This window comes from Rhodococcoides kyotonense, from assembly GCF_900188125.1.
GTDB classification, from domain to species: domain Bacteria; phylum Actinomycetota; class Actinomycetes; order Mycobacteriales; family Mycobacteriaceae; genus Rhodococcoides; species Rhodococcoides kyotonense.
Map to the genome: position 1 here is coordinate 240,862 of NZ_FZOW01000003.1, position 21,894 is coordinate 262,755.

At 63.2% G+C, this 21,894-nt stretch carries 22 protein-coding genes, 1 tRNA gene and 1 pseudogene; 10 read left to right on the top strand and 14 right to left on the bottom strand.

The genetic code is table 11. The annotated features are described in order from the left end of the window. Positions 1–702 precede the first annotated feature (702 nt). Complete coding sequence (locus CHB96_RS29940; protein WP_217899927.1) at positions 703–870, top strand: hypothetical protein; 168 nt, start codon at positions 703–705, stop codon at positions 868–870. 173 nt (positions 871–1,043) lie between these two features. On the opposite strand, the gene CHB96_RS06665 is transcribed toward CHB96_RS29940, so the two are convergent. After that, a complete protein-coding gene (locus CHB96_RS06665; protein WP_089244318.1) occupies positions 1,044–2,093 on the bottom strand; it encodes a DNA-processing protein DprA in 1,050 nt (349 codons plus the stop codon). A 783-nt stretch (positions 2,094–2,876) separates the two neighbouring features. On the opposite strand from CHB96_RS06665, the gene CHB96_RS30370 reads away from it, so the two are divergent. After that, the gene (locus CHB96_RS30370; RefSeq protein WP_089244320.1) at positions 2,877–3,224 is read left to right on the top strand and encodes an XRE family transcriptional regulator; all 348 of its coding nucleotides are present in this window, start codon (positions 2,877–2,879) and stop codon (positions 3,222–3,224) included. Positions 3,225–3,371: 147 nt separating this feature from the next. On the opposite strand, the gene CHB96_RS06680 is transcribed toward CHB96_RS30370, so the two are convergent. The 3 genes from CHB96_RS06680 to CHB96_RS06685 form a co-directional block, all read right to left on the bottom strand. Continuing rightward, positions 3,372–3,584 carry a hypothetical protein gene (locus CHB96_RS06680; protein ID WP_141136446.1) on the bottom strand — a complete coding sequence of 71 codons (213 nt, stop codon included), beginning with the start codon at positions 3,582–3,584 and terminating at the stop codon, positions 3,372–3,374. Continuing rightward, positions 3,581–3,805, bottom strand: a complete 225-nt coding sequence (locus CHB96_RS29350; protein WP_141136447.1) for a hypothetical protein — start codon at positions 3,803–3,805, stop codon at positions 3,581–3,583. The genes CHB96_RS06680 and CHB96_RS29350 overlap by 4 nt, the downstream gene beginning before the upstream one ends. Before the next feature lie 118 nt (positions 3,806–3,923). Continuing rightward, the gene (locus tag CHB96_RS06685; protein ID WP_141136448.1) at positions 3,924–4,160 is read right to left on the bottom strand and encodes a hypothetical protein; all 237 of its coding nucleotides are present in this window, start codon (positions 4,158–4,160) and stop codon (positions 3,924–3,926) included. Positions 4,161–4,245: 85 nt separating this feature from the next. On the opposite strand from CHB96_RS06685, the gene CHB96_RS06690 reads away from it, so the two are divergent. Both CHB96_RS06690 and CHB96_RS06695 read left to right on the top strand, forming a co-directional pair. Beyond that, entirely contained in the window at positions 4,246–4,584 is a 339-nt protein-coding gene (locus tag CHB96_RS06690; protein WP_089244328.1) for a hypothetical protein, read from the top strand. Positions 4,585–4,816: 232 nt separating this feature from the next. Beyond that, positions 4,817–5,443: a hypothetical protein gene (locus tag CHB96_RS06695; RefSeq protein WP_141136449.1), complete on the top strand. Its 627-nt coding sequence runs from the start codon at positions 4,817–4,819 to the stop codon at positions 5,441–5,443. Between the two features lie 45 nt (positions 5,444–5,488). On the opposite strand, the gene CHB96_RS06700 is transcribed toward CHB96_RS06695, so the two are convergent. After that, positions 5,489–10,225 (bottom strand): hypothetical protein, encoded by a 4,737-nt coding sequence (locus CHB96_RS06700; RefSeq protein ID WP_141136450.1) that lies wholly within the window; start codon positions 10,223–10,225, stop codon positions 5,489–5,491. A gap of 610 nt (positions 10,226–10,835) precedes the next feature. Here CHB96_RS06700 and CHB96_RS06710 point away from each other — a divergent pair. Continuing rightward, the gene (locus CHB96_RS06710; RefSeq protein ID WP_141136451.1) at positions 10,836–11,639 is read left to right on the top strand and encodes a hypothetical protein; all 804 of its coding nucleotides are present in this window, start codon (positions 10,836–10,838) and stop codon (positions 11,637–11,639) included. After that, entirely contained in the window at positions 11,636–12,409 is a 774-nt protein-coding gene (locus CHB96_RS06715; RefSeq protein WP_089244338.1) for a hypothetical protein, read from the top strand. The genes CHB96_RS06710 and CHB96_RS06715 overlap by 4 nt, the downstream gene beginning before the upstream one ends. Before the next feature lie 198 nt (positions 12,410–12,607). On the opposite strand, the gene CHB96_RS06720 is transcribed toward CHB96_RS06715, so the two are convergent. The 4 genes from CHB96_RS06720 to CHB96_RS06735 form a co-directional block, all read right to left on the bottom strand. After that, positions 12,608–13,357 (bottom strand): DUF2510 domain-containing protein, encoded by a 750-nt coding sequence (locus CHB96_RS06720; protein ID WP_089244340.1) that lies wholly within the window; start codon positions 13,355–13,357, stop codon positions 12,608–12,610. A gap of 97 nt (positions 13,358–13,454) precedes the next feature. Beyond that, on the bottom strand, positions 13,455–13,781 hold the full coding sequence (locus CHB96_RS06725; protein WP_089244342.1) for an FDXHR family putative zinc-binding protein: 327 nt from the start codon (positions 13,779–13,781) through the stop codon (positions 13,455–13,457). A 15-nt stretch (positions 13,782–13,796) separates the two neighbouring features. Continuing rightward, entirely contained in the window at positions 13,797–14,336 is a 540-nt protein-coding gene (locus CHB96_RS06730; protein WP_089244344.1) for a DUF2637 domain-containing protein, read from the bottom strand. Positions 14,337–14,658: 322 nt separating this feature from the next. Next, on the bottom strand, positions 14,659–15,678 hold the full coding sequence (locus CHB96_RS06735; protein WP_089244346.1) for an AAA family ATPase: 1,020 nt from the start codon (positions 15,676–15,678) through the stop codon (positions 14,659–14,661). A gap of 812 nt (positions 15,679–16,490) precedes the next feature. Between CHB96_RS06735 and CHB96_RS06745 the strand changes: the two genes are divergently transcribed. Further along, on the top strand, positions 16,491–17,135 hold the full coding sequence (locus tag CHB96_RS06745; protein ID WP_141136452.1) for a helix-turn-helix domain-containing protein: 645 nt from the start codon (positions 16,491–16,493) through the stop codon (positions 17,133–17,135). Beyond that, positions 17,122–18,235 (top strand): annotated as a pseudogene (locus CHB96_RS06750) (site-specific integrase). Before CHB96_RS06745 ends, CHB96_RS06750 begins: the two are co-directional and overlap by 14 nt. Positions 18,236–18,289: 54 nt before the next feature. On the opposite strand, the gene CHB96_RS06755 reads toward CHB96_RS06750, so the two are convergent. From CHB96_RS06755 to CHB96_RS06770, 4 genes are all read right to left on the bottom strand, one after another. Further along, positions 18,290–18,380 (bottom strand) — tRNA-Ser (locus CHB96_RS06755). A gap of 59 nt (positions 18,381–18,439) precedes the next feature. Next, the gene (locus CHB96_RS06760) at positions 18,440–18,637 is read right to left on the bottom strand and encodes a CsbD family protein (protein WP_089244352.1); all 198 of its coding nucleotides are present in this window, start codon (positions 18,635–18,637) and stop codon (positions 18,440–18,442) included. Between the two features lie 97 nt (positions 18,638–18,734). Then, positions 18,735–19,187, bottom strand: coding sequence for a nucleoside deaminase (locus tag CHB96_RS06765; RefSeq protein ID WP_089244354.1), 453 nt, complete (start codon positions 19,185–19,187; stop codon positions 18,735–18,737). After that, entirely contained in the window at positions 19,184–19,747 is a 564-nt protein-coding gene (locus tag CHB96_RS06770) for a tRNA adenosine deaminase-associated protein (protein WP_089244356.1), read from the bottom strand. Before CHB96_RS06770 ends, CHB96_RS06765 begins: the two co-directional genes overlap by 4 nt. Positions 19,748–19,829: 82 nt before the next feature. On the opposite strand from CHB96_RS06770, the gene CHB96_RS06775 reads away from it, so the two are divergent. After that, entirely contained in the window at positions 19,830–20,786 is a 957-nt protein-coding gene (locus CHB96_RS06775; protein ID WP_245865317.1) for a prephenate dehydrogenase, read from the top strand. Here the strand turns inward: CHB96_RS06775 and CHB96_RS06780 are convergent. Continuing rightward, positions 20,759–21,274 carry a putative glycolipid-binding domain-containing protein gene (locus tag CHB96_RS06780; RefSeq protein WP_245865339.1) on the bottom strand — a complete coding sequence of 172 codons (516 nt, stop codon included), beginning with the start codon at positions 21,272–21,274 and terminating at the stop codon, positions 20,759–20,761. The two genes, CHB96_RS06775 and CHB96_RS06780, sit on opposite strands and share 28 nt — an antisense overlap. A 293-nt stretch (positions 21,275–21,567) precedes the next feature. Here CHB96_RS06780 and CHB96_RS06785 point away from each other — a divergent pair, with 293 nt between their 5' ends. Next, on the top strand, positions 21,568–21,891 hold the full coding sequence (locus CHB96_RS06785; protein ID WP_176444180.1) for a hypothetical protein: 324 nt from the start codon (positions 21,568–21,570) through the stop codon (positions 21,889–21,891). Positions 21,892–21,894: the final 3 nt, after the last annotated feature.

Sequence of the window (21,894 nt, forward strand, 5' to 3'; positions counted from 1 at the left end):
GCATGTAGCGTCATTGGGTGTGACCCCACGTGAGTGGTTCTGAACGCCTTGTGTGGTCAGATTGTGGTCGCTGTTCCGCTTCTCGCCGAACGCAGCTGGCGGCGCTGCAGCGAGTGTTGGGCCACAGGATCTGGCGCTCGATCTCCTGCATCTGCTGCACCTCGACCGATAGCGCCTCGTCGCGAGTGACCGATAGACAATGCTTGTTGAACAGCTAGTACCGCTCGGCGACGAGCTCATCTACGCGGGCACGAAAGGGCGACCACTGAGGACTGACTAGGTCGGACAGGCCCCGCCAGTAGCTGGACAGCAAGTTGGATTGAAGTCGCTGCTTAGGCTGCGGATGAATGCGGCACCATCTCGATACCCTCCCTTAAGCCATCGTCCTACAACCATGACGCTCACTCGCGACGCGCCAGCGGACCTCAACGTGAGGCTGGCAGACTGCGCACGCGAGCCCATCGTCCATGTGTCGTCGAGCAGCAGGACGTGGTGCCCGGTCACCGACTTCCCTGCCGGCCGAAGTTCAAATTGGCGACCTGAGACTATGCGTTCCTTAGTGGCGGTAGATGCGGCGACAAGTTGCGCGCCGTCACGTCGTGTGGCTCTCATATCCGCGGCCATCGTCACAAAGGGGTGGTCTCCCGGCCGGTTGCTCAGCGATGGGATTGCAAGACGCATGCTGACTGGCTGGCCGACCACGTGAGCAATACAGGCCTCGTGGGCGACCAGACCGGTAAACAGCAGGCTCCGCACAACGCGGGTCAGCCGTTGGCGTGTCGCTGCGGACGGACTGTCCTTGTAATGCCGGAGCAGGGTGGCGGACTGTGTGCCCTCGATGCCGTAGACGAGTGGCGCTACAAGGTCTAGCCTGCCGCTCGGCGTGTGGGCGCATGGGTAACACTCGGCGTACCCGTCATAGACGAGAGTCGTGCAGGTCGAGCAGGTCCGTTCATCGCGAACCGTGTTGCGGAGGTAGCCACCCGCACGTTCGACGAGCTCGGCCTGTGCGTCTGTCAGCCTCACCGCGACCTCGTCCCTTGTCAATCGCCCAGCGACAACACGGGCAGCGACTCGTTAGGCAAGACATCGGCACTAACCACCTCTTCGACGACAGCCATGGTCTCAGCAGTGCTACTTGCTACATGAACGCCTGGCCGTCCGATCATGGCCCTTCCCCACTCCGTGCCATTCACAACCAGGTCAGTGAGGATGACTGGCCGACCATGATCCACCGCTAGACGCGCCTGAATTCGTGCTCCGCTGTGCTCGCTAGCTTCTACGACCACGGAGGCTCGTCCGATGCCTGACATGACCGCGTTCCGCATGGGAAAGTGCTGGCGGCGGGGTGGCGCGCCGGGAAAGAACTGCGAAATGAGTGCGCCTGCATCAGCGACACGCTGATGCAGGTCTCGGTTCGCTGCTGGGTACGCAACGTTGATACCCGTCCCGATCACCCCAATCGGGCGACCACCTGCAGCCAGCGTAGTCAAGTGCGCTGCCGTATCGATGCCGGCAGCGAGGCCCGAGATAACCGAGATTCCTCGATCAACCAGGCCACCAGCGACGTTCTCAGCAATCGAAATCGCTCGGGCCGACGCCGTCCTTGAGCCAACAACGGACACGCCAATCTCATCATGATGAACCTTGCCGCGCATGAAAAGGACCGGCGGGAGTTCGTGGATCTCGCGAAGGCTGGCCGGATACCTGTCGTCGAGCACAGAAATGACGTCGAACCCACCCTGCGCCCAAGACTGCAGCTGCTCCGTTGCGTCGCTCAGGTAACCGCCGCCATCGCTCATGCCCTCAAATGTCGGCGGATGTAGTTCGTTCCAGATGTCGACCGCGGAGCCACGAAGTGCGACCTCGGAGGCGATTGCTGGCCAGGTCATTTTGTGCGGCCGCTCAGCAAGGAGGGCGAACAGAGCTATGTTCTCCTCTGCGCTTATATCAGCCATGACCGACAGCTTAGGACGACCAGGGGCGATTGGCAGCATCCCGGCGAGACCCGACACCGCACAGTCAGCGATCCACCGCTCGAGACCTTTAGTCGTGTAGAACATACTTTCGAATATACTGTTGAGCTCTGACATGAGGATGAAAAGGGATGAGCCATCGCAAAGTCGTCACGTGGTCTCGAGACCGACGCGGCTGATCCCCGCGGTAGCCGCTCCGCTGCCGGCACAGGGAGACATGACTGCCAACCTCGCGTTTCCCGACAACACGGGCCATAGACGCGGTGCGCGTTCGGCGCTGGGGCTTTGCCCAGTTCAGACTCCTAGTAACGCACGTGTGCGATCTGAACCCAGGCTCGTCGAATCAGGCCGCTAGCGCTGCATTGGCAGTGAGCATCACGAGTCTTGCTGTGGGGTGACATCTGATGTCTTCTGTAACTCCGAGTTACGGGAGACACCTGATGTCTCGGGAGACACAGAACTGGGGTGACACCCCATGTCACCCCAGAACGGACGAACTCTGCGCCCATCGTGGACCCGGAGCATAGGTAGGGGGTGTCTACTGCCTAGCTGGATGGGCATTGTTGCGCAATGCATTTGGATGGCGATACCGTGCGCTCGGCGGTAGACGCTATCGCCACGGAAACTCGCCATCTCGGCAGCGAGAGGAGGAGGTGTGGCACGACAACGAGACCAACAAGGCCCGTGCCCTTCGTGCAAAGCTCCGGCACCGCTTGAGCCGCTGATTTCAACCGCCGAGCTCGCCTCTATCCTCGGCTGCGCAAAGAAAACGATCCTCAATTCTCGGTGTCGCGGCGGACATGAATTGTTCGATCTTGGATTCCTGCCGATGGGCGTCAACTCCGGACTCCGCTGGCGCCCAGCCGATGTCCGAGCGTACATCGACAAGCTCGCGCCAAAATGAGCAGCAAGCAAACGCCGGACGACAAGCGCGGACCAAGCCCTGACGACGGTTTCAGCACGGGGCCATATCGCAGTGGCTGGCGTGCTTTCGATCCGCCGGATCAGGCGACTGTCATGGAGGTGAGGGCCCAGTTGCTGCTCGCGGCGCGGTCGCATATGCGGCACCAGGGATGGAGCACCAGCGAGGCGGCTGACAGATTCGGCGTGAAAAGGTCCACGATCAAGGACATACGGGGTGGGCGCGTAGATCATTTGGACACAGAACTGCTGTTGCGGATGATCGGGTGCGCCGGCCTTGCTGTCGACATCTCAGTGAAGTCGGCTGAGGTGTCGGCAAACGAGTAGGGCTCTGGGGCTCTGGGGCTCTGGGGCTCTGGGGCTCTGGGGCTCTGGGGCTCTGGGGCTCTGGGGCTCTGGGGCTCTGGGGCTCTGGGGAGATGGTCACAAGGCTGTGCCCCTGCCCTCAAGTGAGAGTCAGGGGCACAGTCAGAACTAGTGGCCTGCTAGGTAACCTGCTGCTTGCTCATGCATCACATCTCCCACCACTGGGAGTACAGCTGCCAGAAGACTTCTGACCTCTTCCATGGTGAGCATCAGCTCCAGCTGTGGCACCTCTGTGGTGATCAGAACCACTGGGGTCTCACCCTCTTGAAGCTCAGCCTGGAAGGTGGCTCCTGCTGCTGCTGCTTCTGTCCACATCCTCATGCAGCAATGTCCTGTGCTGCAAGGAGTTCTGCCTGATCTGCCAGCTTCAGCAGGGCTTGAGCCAGAAGCCTGGATTGATGGGGGGTGAAGTCCATCAGCCCCTCTGTCAGGTGCTCTGTTTGCAGAGTCACCAGGGGTGAGCTTTCAATGCTGCCAGCTGTCAGCTCAAGAGGCTGCCCAACTGTGCTGTGGATCTGATGACTCAAGAAGGTTGTTGACATGGGGATGCCACCTGTTCTGGGGGAGTGAGAAAGTAGCCTCTGTGGGCCTGTGCTCCAGATCTGGAGCTAACCCAAAATGTACACCCCCCTGTACATCTACACAAGCTTTCAGCAACAGTCAGTCAGACAGCAAATCTTCACTAGCAGAACACTTCTCGCGCTCCTTGATCATGGTGTTGATACGCGTCCGGCTGATCTCAGCCGTTCGGTACACGGCACTGATTGATACACCGGCATCCAGTGCGGCGTAGATCGCGGCGCGCTGCTCGGCTGCAGCAGACTCTGCGGCCCGTAGAGCTGCTCTGTTCGCTGCAGATGCAGCTGCCACGGCCGACAATAAGACCTCATCGTTCACTAGGTCATTGTCCGCGAGTGCAGTACCAGCCCGCAACACCAAACTGCGACAACTGATGTCGGGGCAAGATGGTTGACTGGAGGGCATGAACCGAACGGAGTATCTCGCTGTGGCGTCCGCGATCCAGGCACATGCCCGCGGCAAGAACGTCGTCCCGTTTCCGCCTGACCGCCGGCACGAATTCGAACTGGCCGCGGTGCGAGTCGCCGCTGTGCTCGCCGGGTCGGCTAATGTGGCCGCGGAGTTCGTCGACCGGCTCGGGATTTCAGCAGAACCGGATCTGATGGAGTGTGTCTTCGACATCACCGATCAGATCGTGCAGCATGCAGACACCGAGTGCGTCCCCATCGATGACATCTTCATTGAGACCGCCACACAGTTCGCCTTCCGAGACGTGGCGAAAAACGAGGAGTCCACTCGATGAGGGCTTCACATCGACGATGAGCGCCTGGCGGTAGCTCATCGTGCCGACGCCGGCCACCTGATCGGGTACACCCGCCGTGCACAATCAGCGGGTGCCAACATGCCTTTGTTCGAAGTTGCGTCAAGCGTTGAATAGCTTTCTCGCGGAGCTCCTCACTGCTCAATGGGCCGCGAATGTATTACTCCCTCTCGTCATCGCGGGACTCGGAATCTTCGCGACCTACAGGATCTTCGTGCGACAGCGCACTCATACGGAAGCGGACCAGAAGGCAGCGAAGAACCAGGCCTTCGCTAGCGCTTACGCCGTGAAGGCCAGGGCGGCGGCGGCTCAACTCGACACTCTCTATCACAACAGCTACGCCGACGACATCGGAGCCGCGGCTCACCATACGTACATGTCTGGCCTTCTCAAAATCTGCACCGACGCCAGCGACGCCGCCGACCTACTGGCCGAGCAAGTAGACCAGCCTGGCCATTTGACCAACGCGGCCAAGACCGTCCCCAGCGTCTATCTTGCGCGTCTGATCTCCATTCGTCATCACAGCGACATAACTGACGGCCTCAGCGACCTCCAGTCCTTCGTCGTTCGACAGCGAATCCACGAGCTCACCGGCCTGCAGGCAGCGCATCTTCTTCGTAAGGTCGCCCTGGCCGCCGAGAAGTGGGACGGCGATGAACAGCACCAACTCGCAGCGGTCTCTTCGCTGGCCCCTCCGCCTCAGAAGCGAACGGAGACAATCGAGGAATTCGAGTTAGTGTCCGCGGAGTACCGCCGATGGGGCGGAGAGCAAGCCGACATGTTGGCAAATGACCTCGACAACCTTCGAGAGATGTTCGGCAAGGCTCGACTTTCGTTATGACCGAGGGCCGCTGACCAGTCTGGTTCCTGGTTAGCGGCCCTAGAGTCATCTCCTGGTGAACGAGAGGGTTTGCTGATTGAGGAAGGTCCGAGCCCGGCCCATTGCCTCGTCGAGGTTCTGCACGTGCAGATGGATCTGCGGCGATGCGCCGCTTCCGTCCCACTCCGCCGCTGCAATCGGCTGGCTCGCTTGCGCGGTGGCGACCCGAGCTGCCTGACCGGTCCCCGAGGGGTCGAGCCCTTGCTGCGCGAGCGTCGCCATCGCGGCCATACCGGCCGGGGTCTGCGCGTACGGAACCTGCCCCTGCGCGGAGGCGGCGTTCGCAGCGATCTGCTGCGGCACCGTCCACACCGCGTTCGCCAGCGCGCCGAGAGCACCGCCACCGGGGGTGAACCCGATGTCGGAGAAGAAGCCGTCGACGTTGGCCTGCAGGAACGCCTTCCCGGCACCGGCGATGCGGTCCGGGTAGGTCGAGAGCACCGACTGCGGCGACGAACCGGTCAGATCAGGGCCGTAGCCCTGCGTCCGGTCGACTCCGTCGCCGTAGGTGGCAAGGCCGTCGGCGAGCACCTTGTCGCCCTCGGGGTCTCCGCTCGACTTCGGGACAGCAACCGCGAGCGGTACACCGGCCTTGAGCTGAGCGAGGAAGTCCGCGAGGATCTTCCAGTGCTCCGGGTTGACGACGTACTCGTTGCTCCCGGTGGCGTTGTTGACGAGGTTGAGCCCCGGCGGCAGTGAGCCGCCGGTGTCCCGGTTGAGCGGATTGAGCTCGCGGAGCCACGAAATGCCGTCGCCGACTGCGTCCTTGACGGTGTCGTAGATCCCCGCGACCGCATCACCGAGCCCGTCGATCTTGCTGGTCACGAACTCCGAGAGCGGGGCCGTGACCTGCTCGAACAGAGCGGGCAGAGCTTCCATGAACGCGGGCGGCGGAGTGCCGATATCGTTGACCTTGTCCCGGATCGGGGACAGGATCGCGCCGATGATCTCTTCCGCCTTGGTGGCGAGCCAGCCCTTCTTGTCCGGGCCGTTTCCGCCGCCACCGGGCCCCGGGTCGACGAACGCGCCGTCGACGATGGGCAGGTGGTACTTCCACGGGAACTGACCGTTCGACGCGCCAGCAGCGTTGCCGCCGTACTGGACGTCGCCCTCCATGCCGCCGGACTCGACGTTGATGTCGGGCAGGCCCTCGATACCGGAGAGCGTGCCGGCGGTGTGACCGCCGCCAGGACCACCCGGATCGTCGTGGACGCCGATGGAGAACCCGGCCCCGAGGCCACGTTTGAAGCCCATCGGGCCGTTCTCGCCGCCGTTGAACGAACCGGTGTAGAAGTACCGCTTCCAGGTGTCCTGCCCGAGGATCGCCGCCGCGATGGACGACATGAACCCGGAGCAGTCGAACGAGTCGTTGACGAAGCGTGGACCCGCCCACTGGTACGGCTTGCCGTCCTGCGCCTTGGCGAAGTCGTGGCCGCGTTTGAGCGCATCCCACGCCGGGTCGTCCTTGGTGACCCGTCCGCCGGTCTCCATCCCGATCTGGAACATGCCCTCGGACTGCGGACGCTTGCCCTGCTGGGCGGCAGCGTTGAACGCCAGGAGGTTGTCGACACCGGCCGCTTCGACAGCGGGCACGGACATGACGACCTCACCGGGTGCGAGGACGCGGATGACGCCGTCCTTGCCGCGCTTGGTGCCCGGCTCGAGTGGAACCTCGCCGCCGGTCTCCATGCCGATCAGGGGGACGTCGTTCCAGTCGGGCAGCTTGCCGAGCAGGAACTTGTCGACCGAGGAGTAGGCCCGCCCGATACCGCCGTTGATGACGTTCGAGATGACCCAGTTGATCTTCTCGGACATGAACGCGGTGACGTCGGACCAGATGTCCTTGATCCCCTGCCCGATTTCGGAGAAGAAGCCCTTCACACCGTCGAGCCCGGTCTTGAGGCCCGGGAAATGCTTGTCGACGATGTCGGAGACGCCGGTGCCGATTGCCGACGGCAGATCACCCCAGGAGGTGACTGCGCCGTCGGTGATGTTGGCGAGGAACGAGTCGGCGAGGCCGCCGAGACCTTCGGTGCGCAACGTCTCCCACGCGGGAGCGATGTGCTCGTTCCAGCCTGCGGTGATGTCGTTCGACAGGCTGTTCCAGGCGTCGGAGGCTGTGCCCTTGACGTCGTCGATGAACCCGGAGCCGAGTTCGCCTGCGCGGGTGGTGACGTCGCCGAGCCAGGTGCCGACTCCACCTGCGGTGTCGGACACCGAGGTGGTGAAGTTGCCCCACGAGGTCTTGGCGTCGTCGAAGATCTCCGAGATCGGCTTGCCGCCGACCGTCATCGGACCGGAGAACATGTCCCCGATCTCCGAACCCTGCTCGGAGAACCAATTGCCGACGCCGCTGGCCGTCTTGGACAGCCAGCCCGGCTGCTCTTCCGGTGCGATGCCGAGTTCGGCCTCGTAGGCCGCGTAGTCCTCCGGGCGTGCACCGACCGAGCGGCCACCACCGCCCACGCGGGACGCATCGCCCTTGGGCTCGTCGTCGCCGCCGAACAGTCGCTTCCACAGACCGCCGTCGTACTCATCGGTTTCGTTGTTGTAGCCCAGGACGGAATTGAAGTTACGGGCTACCCCGCCCCAGAACCCCGCGTCGTTATCGGCGGCATTCCACGCCCCCGATATGAACCCGGCGCCGTCAGCCTGGCCTTCGTCGAGCTGCTCGGGCGTCCACCCGACATTCTCCCCTCTCTCCTGCGCCTCATAGACCTCCATGTCGCGTCGAGGAGTGTTCGCTCCTCGAAACCATCGGGCCGCCGATGCTGCCTTGTCGATGATGTCGGCGATCGCTGAGCAGGTGGCCCTGACGTTCTCGAAGAACTCCTCGAGACGGCGCTGCCCCTCCTCGGACCCCAGGAACTCGTTCCACTTGTCGAGGGTCTGGGAGATCGACACCAACATGCCGTCGCCGGTCTCTTCACCGCCGTCGAGAATGTTGTCGATCAGGTCGACGATCTGACCGCCAATGTGCCAGAGCTCGGCGAACTTGTCGATTGCGCCCTGGATCCACTCCTTGAGCTCCCCGGACTCGCGCATCCGGTCCATCGAGTCGGCGAATCGCTGCGCCCACCCGAGGAATCCGCCTTCGCCGTTCTCGCCGCCCATCAGGCCCGGTAGGAACTCCGAGCCGACGGTGGCGACGTCGAACAGACCCTCGCCGAGCTTGCCGAGTCCCTGCAGGAGGTAGTCGACGGCTTCGGCGGTGTTGTCGAAGATCGTCGCCAGGTCGAGACCGAACTCGTCGGTCGACATGAACGACAGTGCGCCCTTGAGGTTTTCGTTGATCTTGTCGGCGATCTTCGACAGACCGGCCTCGACCTCGGGCATCTGCGCGTTGGCGAGGTCGACGATGGAGGTGCCGAGACCGTCGAACAGTTCGTCCTGGACGGCGAACCGGGTCTCTTTCCACTCGTCGGCGATGGAGCGCAGATCCTTGACGAACTGCTGCGCGTTCGGCGAGAGGTCTTTCAGAGCCTCGTTGTACTTGTCGAGAGCGGGGTTGGCGTTCTTGGTGGCGTCGGCGACCGCATCGACCGCGTCGGCGATGGCCTCTTGGGCGTTGCGGTTGTCGCGTGCGACGTCGCGCTGGGTGCGCTGCAGATCCCGTTCGGAGGTGACGAGGTTCTTGTTCGCCTGCTCGACGTTCTCCTTCGCGGCGATGACGCCCTCGGAGCCCTCGATACCGTCCTTGTTGGCCTTGATGGCATCTTCACGCAGGTCGGCGTTGCGTTCGCGGACCTCGTCGATGCGCTGCTTGGCTTCGTCGACACCGAGTACTGCTTCGGCGACGTCGAGCTGGGTGACCGGCTGCCCGTTCTGCCCGAGGGTGCGCAGTCGTTCCTGGGCGCGCTGCAGCGAGAGGATCGCGCCGCGTTCGTCAAGGGCGGAGCCCTTGAGTTCGAGGTTCAGATCCTGGATCTGTTCGAGCGCGTCCTTGCGGGACTGCGTGAGGTCGTCCTGGGCCCGCTTCGATGCCTTCTGGGCGTCGACGACGGATTCTTCGGCTGCGACGAGGGAGTCCGCGCCGCGTTCGGCGGTGAGGGCTGCGTTCTCGTAGGCGTCTCGGACGCCGCGCTGGGCGCGTTCGATGTTCTTCGCCGAGTCGGCCTGGCTCGATGCGGATTGGTTCGCCGCTTCTGCGCCTGCGGTGATGGCGTCGGTGACGCCTCGGGTGCCGACGACCATCGTGGCGATGGTGGCGGCGGCTGCTGCGGCGGCTGCCGGGAGCAGTGCGATGACGCCGAGTGCTTCGCGGGCGGAGGCGATCAGCGGGATCAGGGTGACGACACCGAGGCCGATCATGGCGATCTTGGCGACTCCGGCCATCTTGGCGATGCCGCCGAGCGAGGACAGCAGCCGCGCCGCGCCGCCGCCGAGTCCTCCCCCGCTGTTGGTGTCGATGTCGATGGTGTAGCGCTGGCGGAGGCGACGGAGCAGCAGATCGACTTCGTCTGCTGCGACGCGGGTGTCTGCGTCGACGCGGATGGTCACCGAGCGCGGGATCGAGCGGATGAAGGCGTCGATCTCTGCGGCGGCGACGCGGGTGTCGACGTTGACGGCGATGGAGATGTCGCGGCCGACGAGGGTGCGCGAGTTCAGTTGCCGCTGGAACGAGTCCCAGTCGGCGCGGACCTGGACGTCGACGACGGGTCGGACCGAGCGGATCGCGGACTCGACCTGAGCGCGGTATCTGGAGGCATCAACGGCGAGCTGAACCGGTGCTGTGAGGTGCATTCGCTGCACCTGGGCCTTTGCTTCCGACAAGAAGCGACTGAGGTCAGGGACCACTCTGACACGTGCCTGGCCAGCGTCGAACGGTCCCGTCACGTGTGCTCCCTATGGTCATCTCCCCCAACATCGCGAGAGAATCTTTTTGTACTGCACATTGTATCGCTACGAACGGCTGCGAGTAGTCCGCGGGGCACTACATAAGGCATCCTGATTGGTCACCAGAACTTGACTCAAGGACGTCGGGGGTGGCGGAGTCCGACAGAAGGCGCGTCATGGATCCGTAGAAGAGCCTGTGGCAATGCTTAGCGAACGCTGACTGGGTCGCGAACACCCTCATCCCGCTGATCGTCACCGCGGTCGGGATCGTGCTGGCCCTTTGGTTCTTCCGACACCAGCTCGACGCAGACCGTGCGCTGCACAGCCCCATCGAACGATGGAACGAGGCTGCCGCGCTCCCAATTGTCGACCTTCTCTTGAACGACTCAAGACACGCGATTCATCGCGTCGACGACGCGTCGTCTAACAAGCCGGATACACGCTTCACCGCCGCGACAGGACACACCGCATCTAACACTTCGACTCGATAGTGGCGTCGGTCGGCAAGGATGTGCCGATGACCGACATCAACAACCCGGCGCACAGACTCCACCACGTGCTCGTGCAGATGAAAAGTCTCAACCCGGACATTGCTCTCAAAACAACGCTTGAGCAGTTCTTCGAAACTCAGCGCCAGAACCAACTCCTACGAAAGCTCGCGATGCTCACCCAACTGCCCGAGAAAGCGATGGATGCAATCACCGCCGTCGCCAACCGACAGGAGCTCGACCTCAACGGCCCGCAAGTGACCCTCTACAGAAGTTGGTACAGCAACGTCGTTGCGGCGTTCAAAAAACTCGACTCACTCGGAAGCCCCACATCTACTGTCAACCGCGCCTACACCACAGCGGACCTCAACAGCCTGCAAGCAGCCGCCTTCTGGATCTCGCACCAGTACCCGCCGACAAACGCAGAGGACGACATTGCAGTCCTGCGCGACCGAGCCCTCGATATGGCGCAGCTGGTGCGCGACTGCGCCGACCTCCCTGCAGACCTCAGATCCGCGCTACTTCAGCAAATCGGCCGCATCACCAGCGCGCTCGACGAAGCCTGGCTCATCGGAACCGAGGGACTGCGCACCGCCAGCGACGTAGCCTATGGCGCCATCATCCGAACCCTTACCCACACCGGACTACCCGAAACCCAACAAGGTCGAACAGCGCTCCACCGAGTCGGCCAATTCGTCACTGCCGTCGGTCTGGTCACCGGAACCATCGGAGGCATTGCCGCTCTCCCCGGACAAGTTGAGTCCGCGGTGCAGGTGTTCACGGGCACCGACGCGCTCCCTACCATCGAGCAACCCGCCGCGATCGAACAGTGACAGAGTGGGAAAGTTTCTGGGCGCACCTCTTAAGCGGCGAATGGGTCGCCGACACAGGAGTGCCCCTGGCGTTAGCTGCCCTCGGACTGTGGCTCGCCGGCAAGTACGTCAAGACGCAGCTCAATGCAGACCGGCAGCTCGATCTCGCTCAACGCCACCGCGAATTCTCCGCCGACTACGCCGCGGTGCTTCGACGCAGCGCCTCCGAAATAGACGCCCTGTACGACGCCTTCAGCCGCGACACCGCCGCCGACGCCGACGCCGGAGGTAGATACAACCGAACACTCGACCGCATCCTCAAAAACTGCGAAGAAGCAGCGGAACTGTTCAACTCCAGGATCGGCACCAACCCCTTCGGCGAAGCAGGCATCACCATCGCCGCAACACACAGCACCTGGCTGCTCAGAATCCTCCAGCACACCGAGGCGCAACCCCAGCCGCCGTCGGAGATGCACGGCCTCTACAACCGCCAGAGCATCCACGACCTAGTAGGTGGCGACGCCCAAGCCCGCTTCAAGGAACTTGCCCTCGACGTCGACCGCTGGGACGGCACCCGTCAGAAGAAGAGCCGCAACAAGCGAGCGCCCCAGCCCGCCACCATCACCGGAACCACCAACGCGGCTCACGACCTCATACCACCACCGAGCTACAAAGGCGTCACCTCCGACACCTACTTCGACTTCATCCAAAAGTTGCACGAATGGGCAAGCGGACAGGACAGGATCATCGGAGCCAAACTGGCACAGATCTTCCCGGCTCCCGGCGAGTAGCCAGGAGAAACTAAGACTTCGAGCCGTCGCCTCCGACGTGGTCGCGTGTGCGCGCACGCGTGCGCGAGAGTGCTACCAGGTGCACAAGGCGACGCTCGCCACGTTGATTACCCTATTGAGCTGGGTAGATGCGCGCTGCGACGGCATGTGGGGGCGTGTTCAGTTGCGGGGTGGTTGCGAAGTAATGCAGGTGCCAGTTCAGGCAGCGAATGCTTCTGCGAAGTTGCCGGTCCAGACCATCCGACCGGGCCACCGAGGAGTGATTGTTGCTTGCGAGAGGTCGGCGATGGTGAGTTGGTAGGCGAAGGTTGCGGTGACGATGCCGCCGGGTGGGATGAGGCCGCTTCCTTTGATGTCGTCGGTTCGTAGGCCGTTGACGGTGCCTGCTAGCCATTCAGCTTCGGCGGAGGCTCCGCCCGGTCCGTAGTTGAGGTACGGCGCGTACCAGTCGGCTGCGTCGAGGGTGTCGTTCCCGACGTTGCGAAGTTCGAACGATATGAGGGTGAAGCTGCTGTATCCGGTTCCGGTGCCGTCGAATTGGTTGGTCGAGGGGCCTTCGGTGAGCGCTGTGACGGTCACGGCGAGTCCGTCGTCTGCGTAGGTGATGGTGTCTCGCGGTCCGGCAATCTTGCTGGATGTGTCTGTAGGCGTGGCGGCTTCGGTGAGTTGGGACGGTTCGACGGCAGCGCGGGTGGTCGTTTTGGGCGCCGGGTCACTGCCGTCCAGGGCTGAGACGGCAATGCCACCGAGAAACACCACGAGGAAGATGACGGCGAGGGTCTGCAGGGTCTTGTTCGGCTTTTTCTTCGCCGGCCTGTGAGGGGCGGTTTGTGAAGTGAGTGGCGCGACGATGTGGCGGGGTTGGGTTGCGGGGGTCCATTGAGCGCCATCCCAGTATCGGTTGATATTGGGATCGACGGGGTCTGGGTACCATCCTGCAACTGTCATGGGTCACAAGTATCAGATCTTCCGACCTTTCCTGCGACGCGACGGCTGTCTGCCGCTCAACATCATTCGGTTGAATGACGTTGAGCGGAGGACAATGTCAGGCGACCGTCTGAGTCGCACTCATGCGTAAGCCGTCGAAGTAGGAGCGACGTTTCGGGTCGGTCGGGTACCCGAACACCGGATACGCCTTTTCCAACGCCACGAGTCCGGATGCGTCAGGTGCTCGGCATGTTCCGTTGCGGCGGTGCGCGTCGAACGCCGATATCGAACTGTAGGTGAGGTGGCAGCCGGAGCAGTGGCATGTTGCCTGGCCGGACCACCGTTCGTCACAGCGACTGCACGCGAAGGGAAGTGGGCGGCGGGCAGATGCTGGCTCGCCGATCACTGTGCCGTGGTCATCGATGTCGAACATGGTCAGCGTCATGAGAATTCCTATAAGTCAAGCTGCGACGAGCGGCGCAGTCAGGCGGTCGGGGGTCGCGTCTTTCTTCCATCTGCGAACTGTGGTGGCAGGGACGTTTAGGGCTGCGGCGGTGTCGGCGACCGTGCGCCCGTCGGAGAGGTAGGCGAGCGCTTGGCGCCGACGTGCTTCTGGCCCTTGGTCTCTGTTGAGCGCGACCGCGAGGTGCGTTGACAAAACAAGGGCTGCGGGAGGGACTACCGCGACGGAGACTGCGATAACAGCGCCGACGGGTGGGCCCGCGAGGTAGGCGTGTACGGCGTTACCTATCAGCGAGACTGAGGATGCGGTGATCAGAATGGTCCAGGCGAACCATCGGTTTCCCTCGAGCGCGACCACTGCGATGGTGGCGACGACGATGAGGCCGTCGACAACGATGGGCCAGAGGGCGGGGATGGTGACTCCGGCTTGCTCTGCGAGATCTTGGAGTGCGGTGAAGCTGATCGCGAAGGCCAGTGCGGCGATCGTCATGGTGCTGGTGCCGGCTACGAGTGTGGCGAGTCGTTTGCGGTCGGTCACTTCGAAGTCCGCGTCGGGGTCGAGTAGTTCGGGGACGTTGCTGTTCTGGAGGTGGTGTGCTTCTTGGGGAGAGTGCGAGGGGGTTTGGTGTAGGTCATCGGGTGCCTCTCGGGTAGGTGGCTGTTGGATTGACCCGTCATCTGCGCCCTTGCGTTTCCCCCTCTCTTTAAGAGAGAGGGGGAAAGCGTAATTAGGCGGGCCGTAATTAGCGTGAGGTGATGCGTGATTACGTTGACCAGCGGCTCGGTGACGGAGCGTGGCGGTCGGCGACCTGGTCGGGGTGCAGGTTGGGAGTCGTGGGGCGTAATTCTCCGACCAGGGGTTATGCAGCGAGCGTGATTAGTGCGTGATTTCGATGTACCCACGTTGCAGCGACCCCACCCCGGCTGCCGGCGCGTTGCATCAGCACACCTTCCGATTCGAGTTTCTGCAAGGCACGCCGCGCCTTCTGCGCCTCGGCCGGGGAGACGCGACCCTGCTCGTTGAGTGCGGTAGCCGCCGCCTTCGCGGTGAGGCCCGACGGCCCGCTAGCGTCGACGAGCGACGCGAGATCGGCCTCATCGAGCACAGTGACCGATCCCGCTGCACGGTCATGGAGTAGCTTGAGCGGCCCAACAACGTCCCGTGGCTGCTTGACATGGCTCATCGAGACGACGTTGTCGCCGGGGTCGCCCTGCAACAGGAACACGGATCCCGCACCGCTCGTGATCCAGGTGCTGCCGTAGATGTCGTCGATCCCCAGTGCACCATCGCGACCGTCCGCTCTAGTCTTCTTCACGTGATGTAGCTCGATGAGCTCAACCCCGCTCTGCAGCAGCATCTGTCGGGCCCGGTTGTACCCGGCGCCTGTCTCGTCGGAGGACAACCCGAGTGCGGCGTCCTTCAGCGAATCCACGATGACCACGCCTGCCGAGGTCCGATCTGCGAGCTCCATCAAGGTTGCGGGGTGGTCAGCGAAGTCCGCGGGGGGAGGGCCCTGTAGGACCGTCAGGCCGTTCTCCAACTGCTCTCGTTGTTCCTCCCCGAACATGCGGCCCAGTGCTCCGCCGATCTGTCGGGGTCGGTCCATCGCTAGATACAGCACCTGATCGGCCCGAGCTACGGCATAGCCCAGCAAGTCGCCGCCACAGAGCATCGATTTCACAAGGTTGCCCGCGAGGGTGGTCTTCGCGACTCCTTGCGGGCCCGCGATCATCAGCGCTTCGCCTTGCGACCACAGGCTCTCTTCCCCTGCGCCCCATAGGTTCACGGTGTCCTTCGGCATGTCGAGGATGAACGACGCCCCGTCAACGAGGAAGTCAGCTGCCCCGGACTCGCCGTATCGGTGTTCATTCTCGGTCACGGGCGCACTCCGCTCAGCACTGACGGGTGCTCACTGCCAGTCCACATGCGGCAGAGCCCGTGTGCCCGTGATGGGCGCCTGGACTCGACGACACCGGCCTTCTCAATGATTCCTGCTCGATGGGCGGCCATAAACGCGACACCCCACCAGCGGGGGTTGGGCGGATCCGGCAGTCCGTTCTCCGTAAGGTCGTACGCACTGAAGCGGATCCCACGGCGCGCCATCTCAGCGATCGCTGCCTCTGCGTCGACTGGCCATGTGTCGGCAAGCGCGACTGGCATTTCTGGTAGCGGGAGCTGGCGATCTGGAGCGGATGTGCGTATGCTCATCATTACCTTCTTTAGTTGTGTAAGAACAGAATTCAAGCTGTCAGAAGAAGAGATCCCTCGGTAGCGTGACCGAGGATTGCTGGGACAGTCGGCGGATCCGCGATATGACGGCCAGGTCATTCGCGGGCCCTTCGCCTTGGGCAGCTCTCACTGGCGCGAGTCCGCCAATCAGGATGCGATCCGGTCGGTTCGGTCGCGCTTGTTCGAGTCGAGCCAGCTGTATACATCTGCTGGGTCGTACATGACACGTCCCGTGGCACGAATGAACCTAGGCCCGGTGCCTTTGTAACGCTCCTGCGCCGCAGACTCCGTCGAGATACCCCTCCATTCAGCGTATTCACGTGCAGTCCAGGGCCTTTCACGGGTTTCCATCTACCTGACCTTTCGCCGAGTTCTCAAGCCTCTCTTTTATGAGGCATGAGGAACGCTAACGTCCGATCAGGCCCGATGTCAATCCTTCAAAATCTGAGGTACCTTTTCGCAGTGTCGATTACAGACCTTTCCGCAACTGTTGGCCGAAACGTTCGATTCTTCAGAACAACAGCAGGCGCATCCGGCGATGCGTTGGCCCGCGCCACACACCAGTTCGGCTTGAACTGGTCCGATGCCCGCATCAGCACGTTGGAAAGCGGAAAGGTCTCGCCGACCCTGCAAACTCTCGTGGTTGTTTCGCTCGCACTGTCATCGATCTCCGGCACCGAGATTTCGGTTGCCGACCTGGTCCGCACCGAGGACATGATCGACATCAACGACCGACTAATCATGACCGGCGACGTACTGGCTCAACTCCTCGAGGGCGCCGCACTTGAAACCATCGAATCGGGCGAGATCGAAATCAAAGACGATCCGAACGCAGAGTCGATCGCTGGCGCTCAGCGACCAATCGTTGCAGACCTGGCGGCCGTCGAAGACGCGAGACACAGGCACAACTCAGGGGACGATCGGGCCGCAAGGGATCTAGACCTGTCGCCGGCGCTGTTGGCCATGTGGACGATCAAACTCTGGTCGTCCACATTCACCGAAGAACGAGATCGTCGCGCCGGGCCCTTAGCGAACGCGCAGAAACGCGGACGTGTCGCACGGACGCTGAAGGACGAACTGAGGCAGGCGATCAATGGCGACAATTGAGCCGTACGGCACAAAGACTGGCAGACGCTATCGTGTTCGGTACCGAACCCCCGACCACCGCCAGACCACAAAGCGGGGATTCAAGACCAAACGCGACGCCGAGGCGTTCGCAAACACCGTCGAGGTCCAGAAGCTCAGTGGCGAGTACGTCGCTCCTGCCCTCGGGCGTGTTCCCGTCGCCGAGTTGGCACCCGGGTGGCTGGCACGGAAAGAATCCGACGTCGCACCGTCGAACTTCCGCACTTTGGAGTCGGCGTGGCGCAATCACGTACAGCCGCCATGGGGTCAAACAAGGATCGTGGAGATCGAACAGGCAGGCGTCGAGCGCTGGATCGCCGATATGGTGCGCCGCGGATGCAGCCCGACGACGGTGATCCGAGCCTACGGGGTACTGGCCGGCCTTCTCGACGACGCCGTCAAGTCGCGGCGGCTGGCGAAGAACCCTGCCCGAGGTGTGGAGAACCTGCCGCGCAAGACCGCGAAACGGCACGTGTACCTGTCCGCCGAGGACGTCCTACGTCTGGCTGATGAGTGCGGCCAACATCGACGGCTGGTGCTCACGAAAAGCTTACACAGGACTGCGCTGGGGTGAGCTGATCGCGCTTCGTGTGCGCGATATCGAGTTTCTGCGCCGACGTCTGAGCGTCCACGACAACGCCGTACAGCTGGGTGTCAACCACGCCGAGGGGCTAACCAAGAGTCGGCGCTCTCGGTCGGTACCTGTCCCACAGTTCATTCTCGACGAGCTCGCGCAGCAGTGCGAAGGCAAGAGCTTGGATGGTCTGGTGTTTCCTGGCCCGGACGGGCGATACCTACCACGTCCGAAATCGGACGGCGGATGGTTCGTCGGCGCAGTGAAGCGATCCGGTGTCCAGAAGATCACACCGCACGATCTGCGCCACACGACAGCAAGCCTTGCAGTCAGCGCGGGGGTCAACGTGCTCGCGCTCGCCAGGATGCTCGGACATACCTCGGCGAAGGTCACCCTGGACACGTACGCGGACCTGTTCGACACGGACCTCGACGCCGTCGCTGTGACCATGAATGAGGCCTACTCACCGGAAAGTGTGGCCAAATTGTGGCCAGCAGGCGTGCTCTAGCCAGCAGTGTTGGCACAAAAAAGCTCCCCACCTGCGTGAACAGATGGGGAGCTTTGGCGGTGGCGGAGGGATTTGAACCCTCGGACGGGGGTTACCCGTCACACGCTTTCGAGGCGTGCTCCTTAGGCCGCTCGGACACGCCACCGCGGAAAACTGTACCGCAATGGCGCCGCGACACTAAATCGCCTGCTCAGCGCCGGTAAATCAGTGTCCGGTGAGCTTGTCCTTGACGGTGGACGCCGCATCCTTGATCTTCTCGCCTGCGTCCTTCACTGCGGACGAGACCTGATCGCCTTTGCCTTCGGCTTCGAGGTCACGGTCTCCGGTGGCTGCTCCGGTTGCTTCCTTCGCCTTACCGCCCAGATCCTCGGCCTTGTTCGAGATCTTGTCGTCGAGTCCCATGAATGCCTCCCTGCGGATTTCGGTTGTGCAGAACGCGGTGTCCGCGCTCCTTGCGACAGGGTTTATCCGTTGGGCCGACCAGGCAAACATGAGAAGTTCATAAGCGTCTGGGTTCGAAGAATCCGCGCAGGACACTGCTGCATTCCTGCTCCAGCACGCCACCACGTACCTGGGGTCGGTGCGTGAGACGCTGATCCCGAACGACGTCCCACAGCGAGCCCACAGCGCCCGTCTTGGGCTCCCAGGCCCCGAAGACGACCTTCTCGACGCGAGCGAGCACGAGGGCGCCCGCGCACATCGTGCACGGCTCGAGCGTCACTGCGAGGGTGCACCCTTCGAGCCGCCAGCCGTCGCCGTGCACCTGAGCTGCCGCGCGGAGAGCAAGTATCTCGGCGTGCGCGGTCGGATCGCCCGACCGCTCTCGCGCATTGGCCGCTCGTGCGAGTTCCCGGCCGTCGGCGTCGTAGACCACCGCACCGATCGGAACGTCGAGGTCCGACGCTTCCTCGGCAGCCGACAACGCGGCACGGACGAGATCCTCGTCGGTCACCGAGGCAGTTTGTCGAGGACCGCTGACAGCTCGTCGGGAAATCCGAGGCGCTGTGCGATCGAACCGAGTTGCTCGTCCGGATACAGATCGGTCTCGGCGACGATGATGCCCAGTACCGGCTCGGGCAGTCCCAGATCCGCGAGCAGGGACAGATCGCCCTCTTCCCAGGGCTCGATGTCGTCGAGCTCGTCGGGGTCGATGTCGGGAATCTCGATGTTGAGAGCGTCGAGAACATCCGCAGCGATGTCGTAGTCGATCGCGGCCGTGGCGTCGGAAATGAGAAGACGGGTTCCCGACGGCGCGGGCCGCAGAATCACGAAGAATTCGTCGTCGACGTCGAGCAGCCCGAAAATGGCACCTGAGCTGCGCATCTCACGCAGTTCGGTCTCTGCGGTGGACAGTGATCCCAGTGCCCCGGAGGACAGAGGTGTCACTTTCCACTTGCCGTCCTCTCGGACGACTGCGACGCCAAAGCCCTCGAGGTCGTCGTACGCGCTCGGTTCAGGACCGTCGAACTTCTTCGCCTTGGCGGAGTTGTTGCTCCCGCGCTGTGCAGCCATGCGCGCAACGGTAGTCGCCAAGAGCCTCCGAAATGAAGTCGCCGCGATAGAACCTGTCGGGGCCGTATGCCAACCTGGTGGCGTGACTACAGCTCCCGTGTGTGTGCTCGGCCTCGGACTCATCGGCGGATCGGTTCTGCAGGCCGCTGTTCGTGCTGGTCGAGACGCGTGGGGCTACAACCGATCGGCCGACGCCATCGCCGGCTCGACCGAGACGGGATACGACACCGGTACCGATCTGGTTGCGGCCCTCACCCGGGCGGCCGACAGGGGCGCGTTGATCGTGATCGGGGTTCCGATGCCTGCCGTCGACTCGATCCTCGACGCGATCGCCCAGTACGCGCCGAACAATCCGATCACCGACGTCGTGAGCGTCAAAGCGGAAGTCGCGGCGGCGGTCGCGAGGCACGGCCTGTCGGCCCGGTACGTCGGAGGTCATCCGATGGCAGGGACCAACGAATCCGGTTGGCGCGCGGCGGACCCGGACCTGTTCCGCGATGCAGTGTGGGTCGTCGGCGTCGACGACGGTGCCGACCCGGATGTCTGGCGTCAGGTCGCGTCGCTGGCTCTGGACTGCGGATCCGTCGTCGTACCGGTCGAGAGCGGTGAGCACGACCGGGCCGTCGCACGCATTTCGCACCTGCCGCATCTGCTGGCCGAGACGCTGGCACAGGCAGGGGCGTCGGGGGGGCCGCTTGCGCTGGGTTTGGCCGCCGGGTCGTTCCGAGACGGCACACGGGTTGCCGCGTCGTCGCCCACTCTCGTTCGAGCGATGTGCGAGGGCAATGCCGACGCGCTGACGGACGTGCTCGACGAGGCACTAGAGGTGCTGACGCGGGCTCGAGAAGAACTGGCAGCCGCGCGCTCGACGGACACGCTCGTCACAGCCGGGCACGCCGCCCGCACCGCATACGAGAACCACGAGCGTTTCGACATCACCGACATCGCACCGGGTGACGACGGCTGGCTGGAGGCTCTACGCTCAGCCGGCCGCGCGGGTGGCGTCGTACGTCAGATTCGCTCTGCGAGCCCGGGGTAGTCGAGAACGAAACCGTCGGAATCGACCGTCACCGACGAGCTCGACACCGGTGAGAGCACGTGAATGCCGTCGGCGCCGCTGCTGTAGGTCAGGGCAGTTTCCTGAATGCTGAGGTCGAGCAGATTGACGTACACGACCGGGACCTGGGTCTCGATGGAATCCGTGTGCAGTCCGAGGCGTCGAATCGGGAGTGCGTTGAAGAACGGGCTGAGCACGACGTCGACGTCGAGAGCACCGTTGTACGTCGCGCGTTGGCTGTTCGACGAGCCTTCGACCATCCAGTAGCCCTCGTTGTCACGGCTGACCGAGGCCTGCTTCTCGCCTCCCGCGACAGCGGTGCGCAACGAGAGGCGGCGGGTGATGCCGTTCTCGTCGGTCACCAGGTCGTACGACGCGCTGAACGCGGGATGCTCCGAACAAGCGCCACCGATGATGCGTCCGGATGCCTTGATGCGATTGCCGCTGAGCTGTACACGGACCGATTCCATGCGGGGGGCCTCGTGCGCTCGAAAGGTGAGAATCGCCGGCCAGGACTGCGTCGACGGGGCTGCCTCGGTGGCTGAAGCTGCACCCGATGTTGGAGTGGTCACTCGACTACGGTAAGCGACAGGCCCGGCATCGGATCAAGCGGTGGTGACTTTTCTTTTCCCGACTATCAGCCGCCACGCCGAGATTCGGCCGTTTCGCAGTCGGAATGCCGCGTTTTCGGCCGATCAGACGTGGCGCCGATTACACCGATCGCTCTGTTCCAGTCTCCTCACGGTAGCTACTGTTGGGCGTCGTGACCGCAGGCGATTTCGATTTCGCGCACTCCGAGCAGGCCGCGAAATCCCGACAGGAGAAGGCGACGACGCTCGCCCGCTACATCTGGGAACGCGGCATCAGCGGCGCAGAGCTGCTCGGCTTGGACGACGCGGCCCGTCGCAAGCTCGCCCGGGCGGCCGACATGTCTCCCCCGAGCACGATGGAGACGTGGACCATCACCGCCGACCTACTCGACCGGAAGGACCGGTGGGCAGCGGACAACCCGGCCCATCCGGCTGCGACGCCTGCGCACGCGGACGAGAAGATCATGTGGGTGAAGCCGCCGATCGCTCCCTGGTAGTGC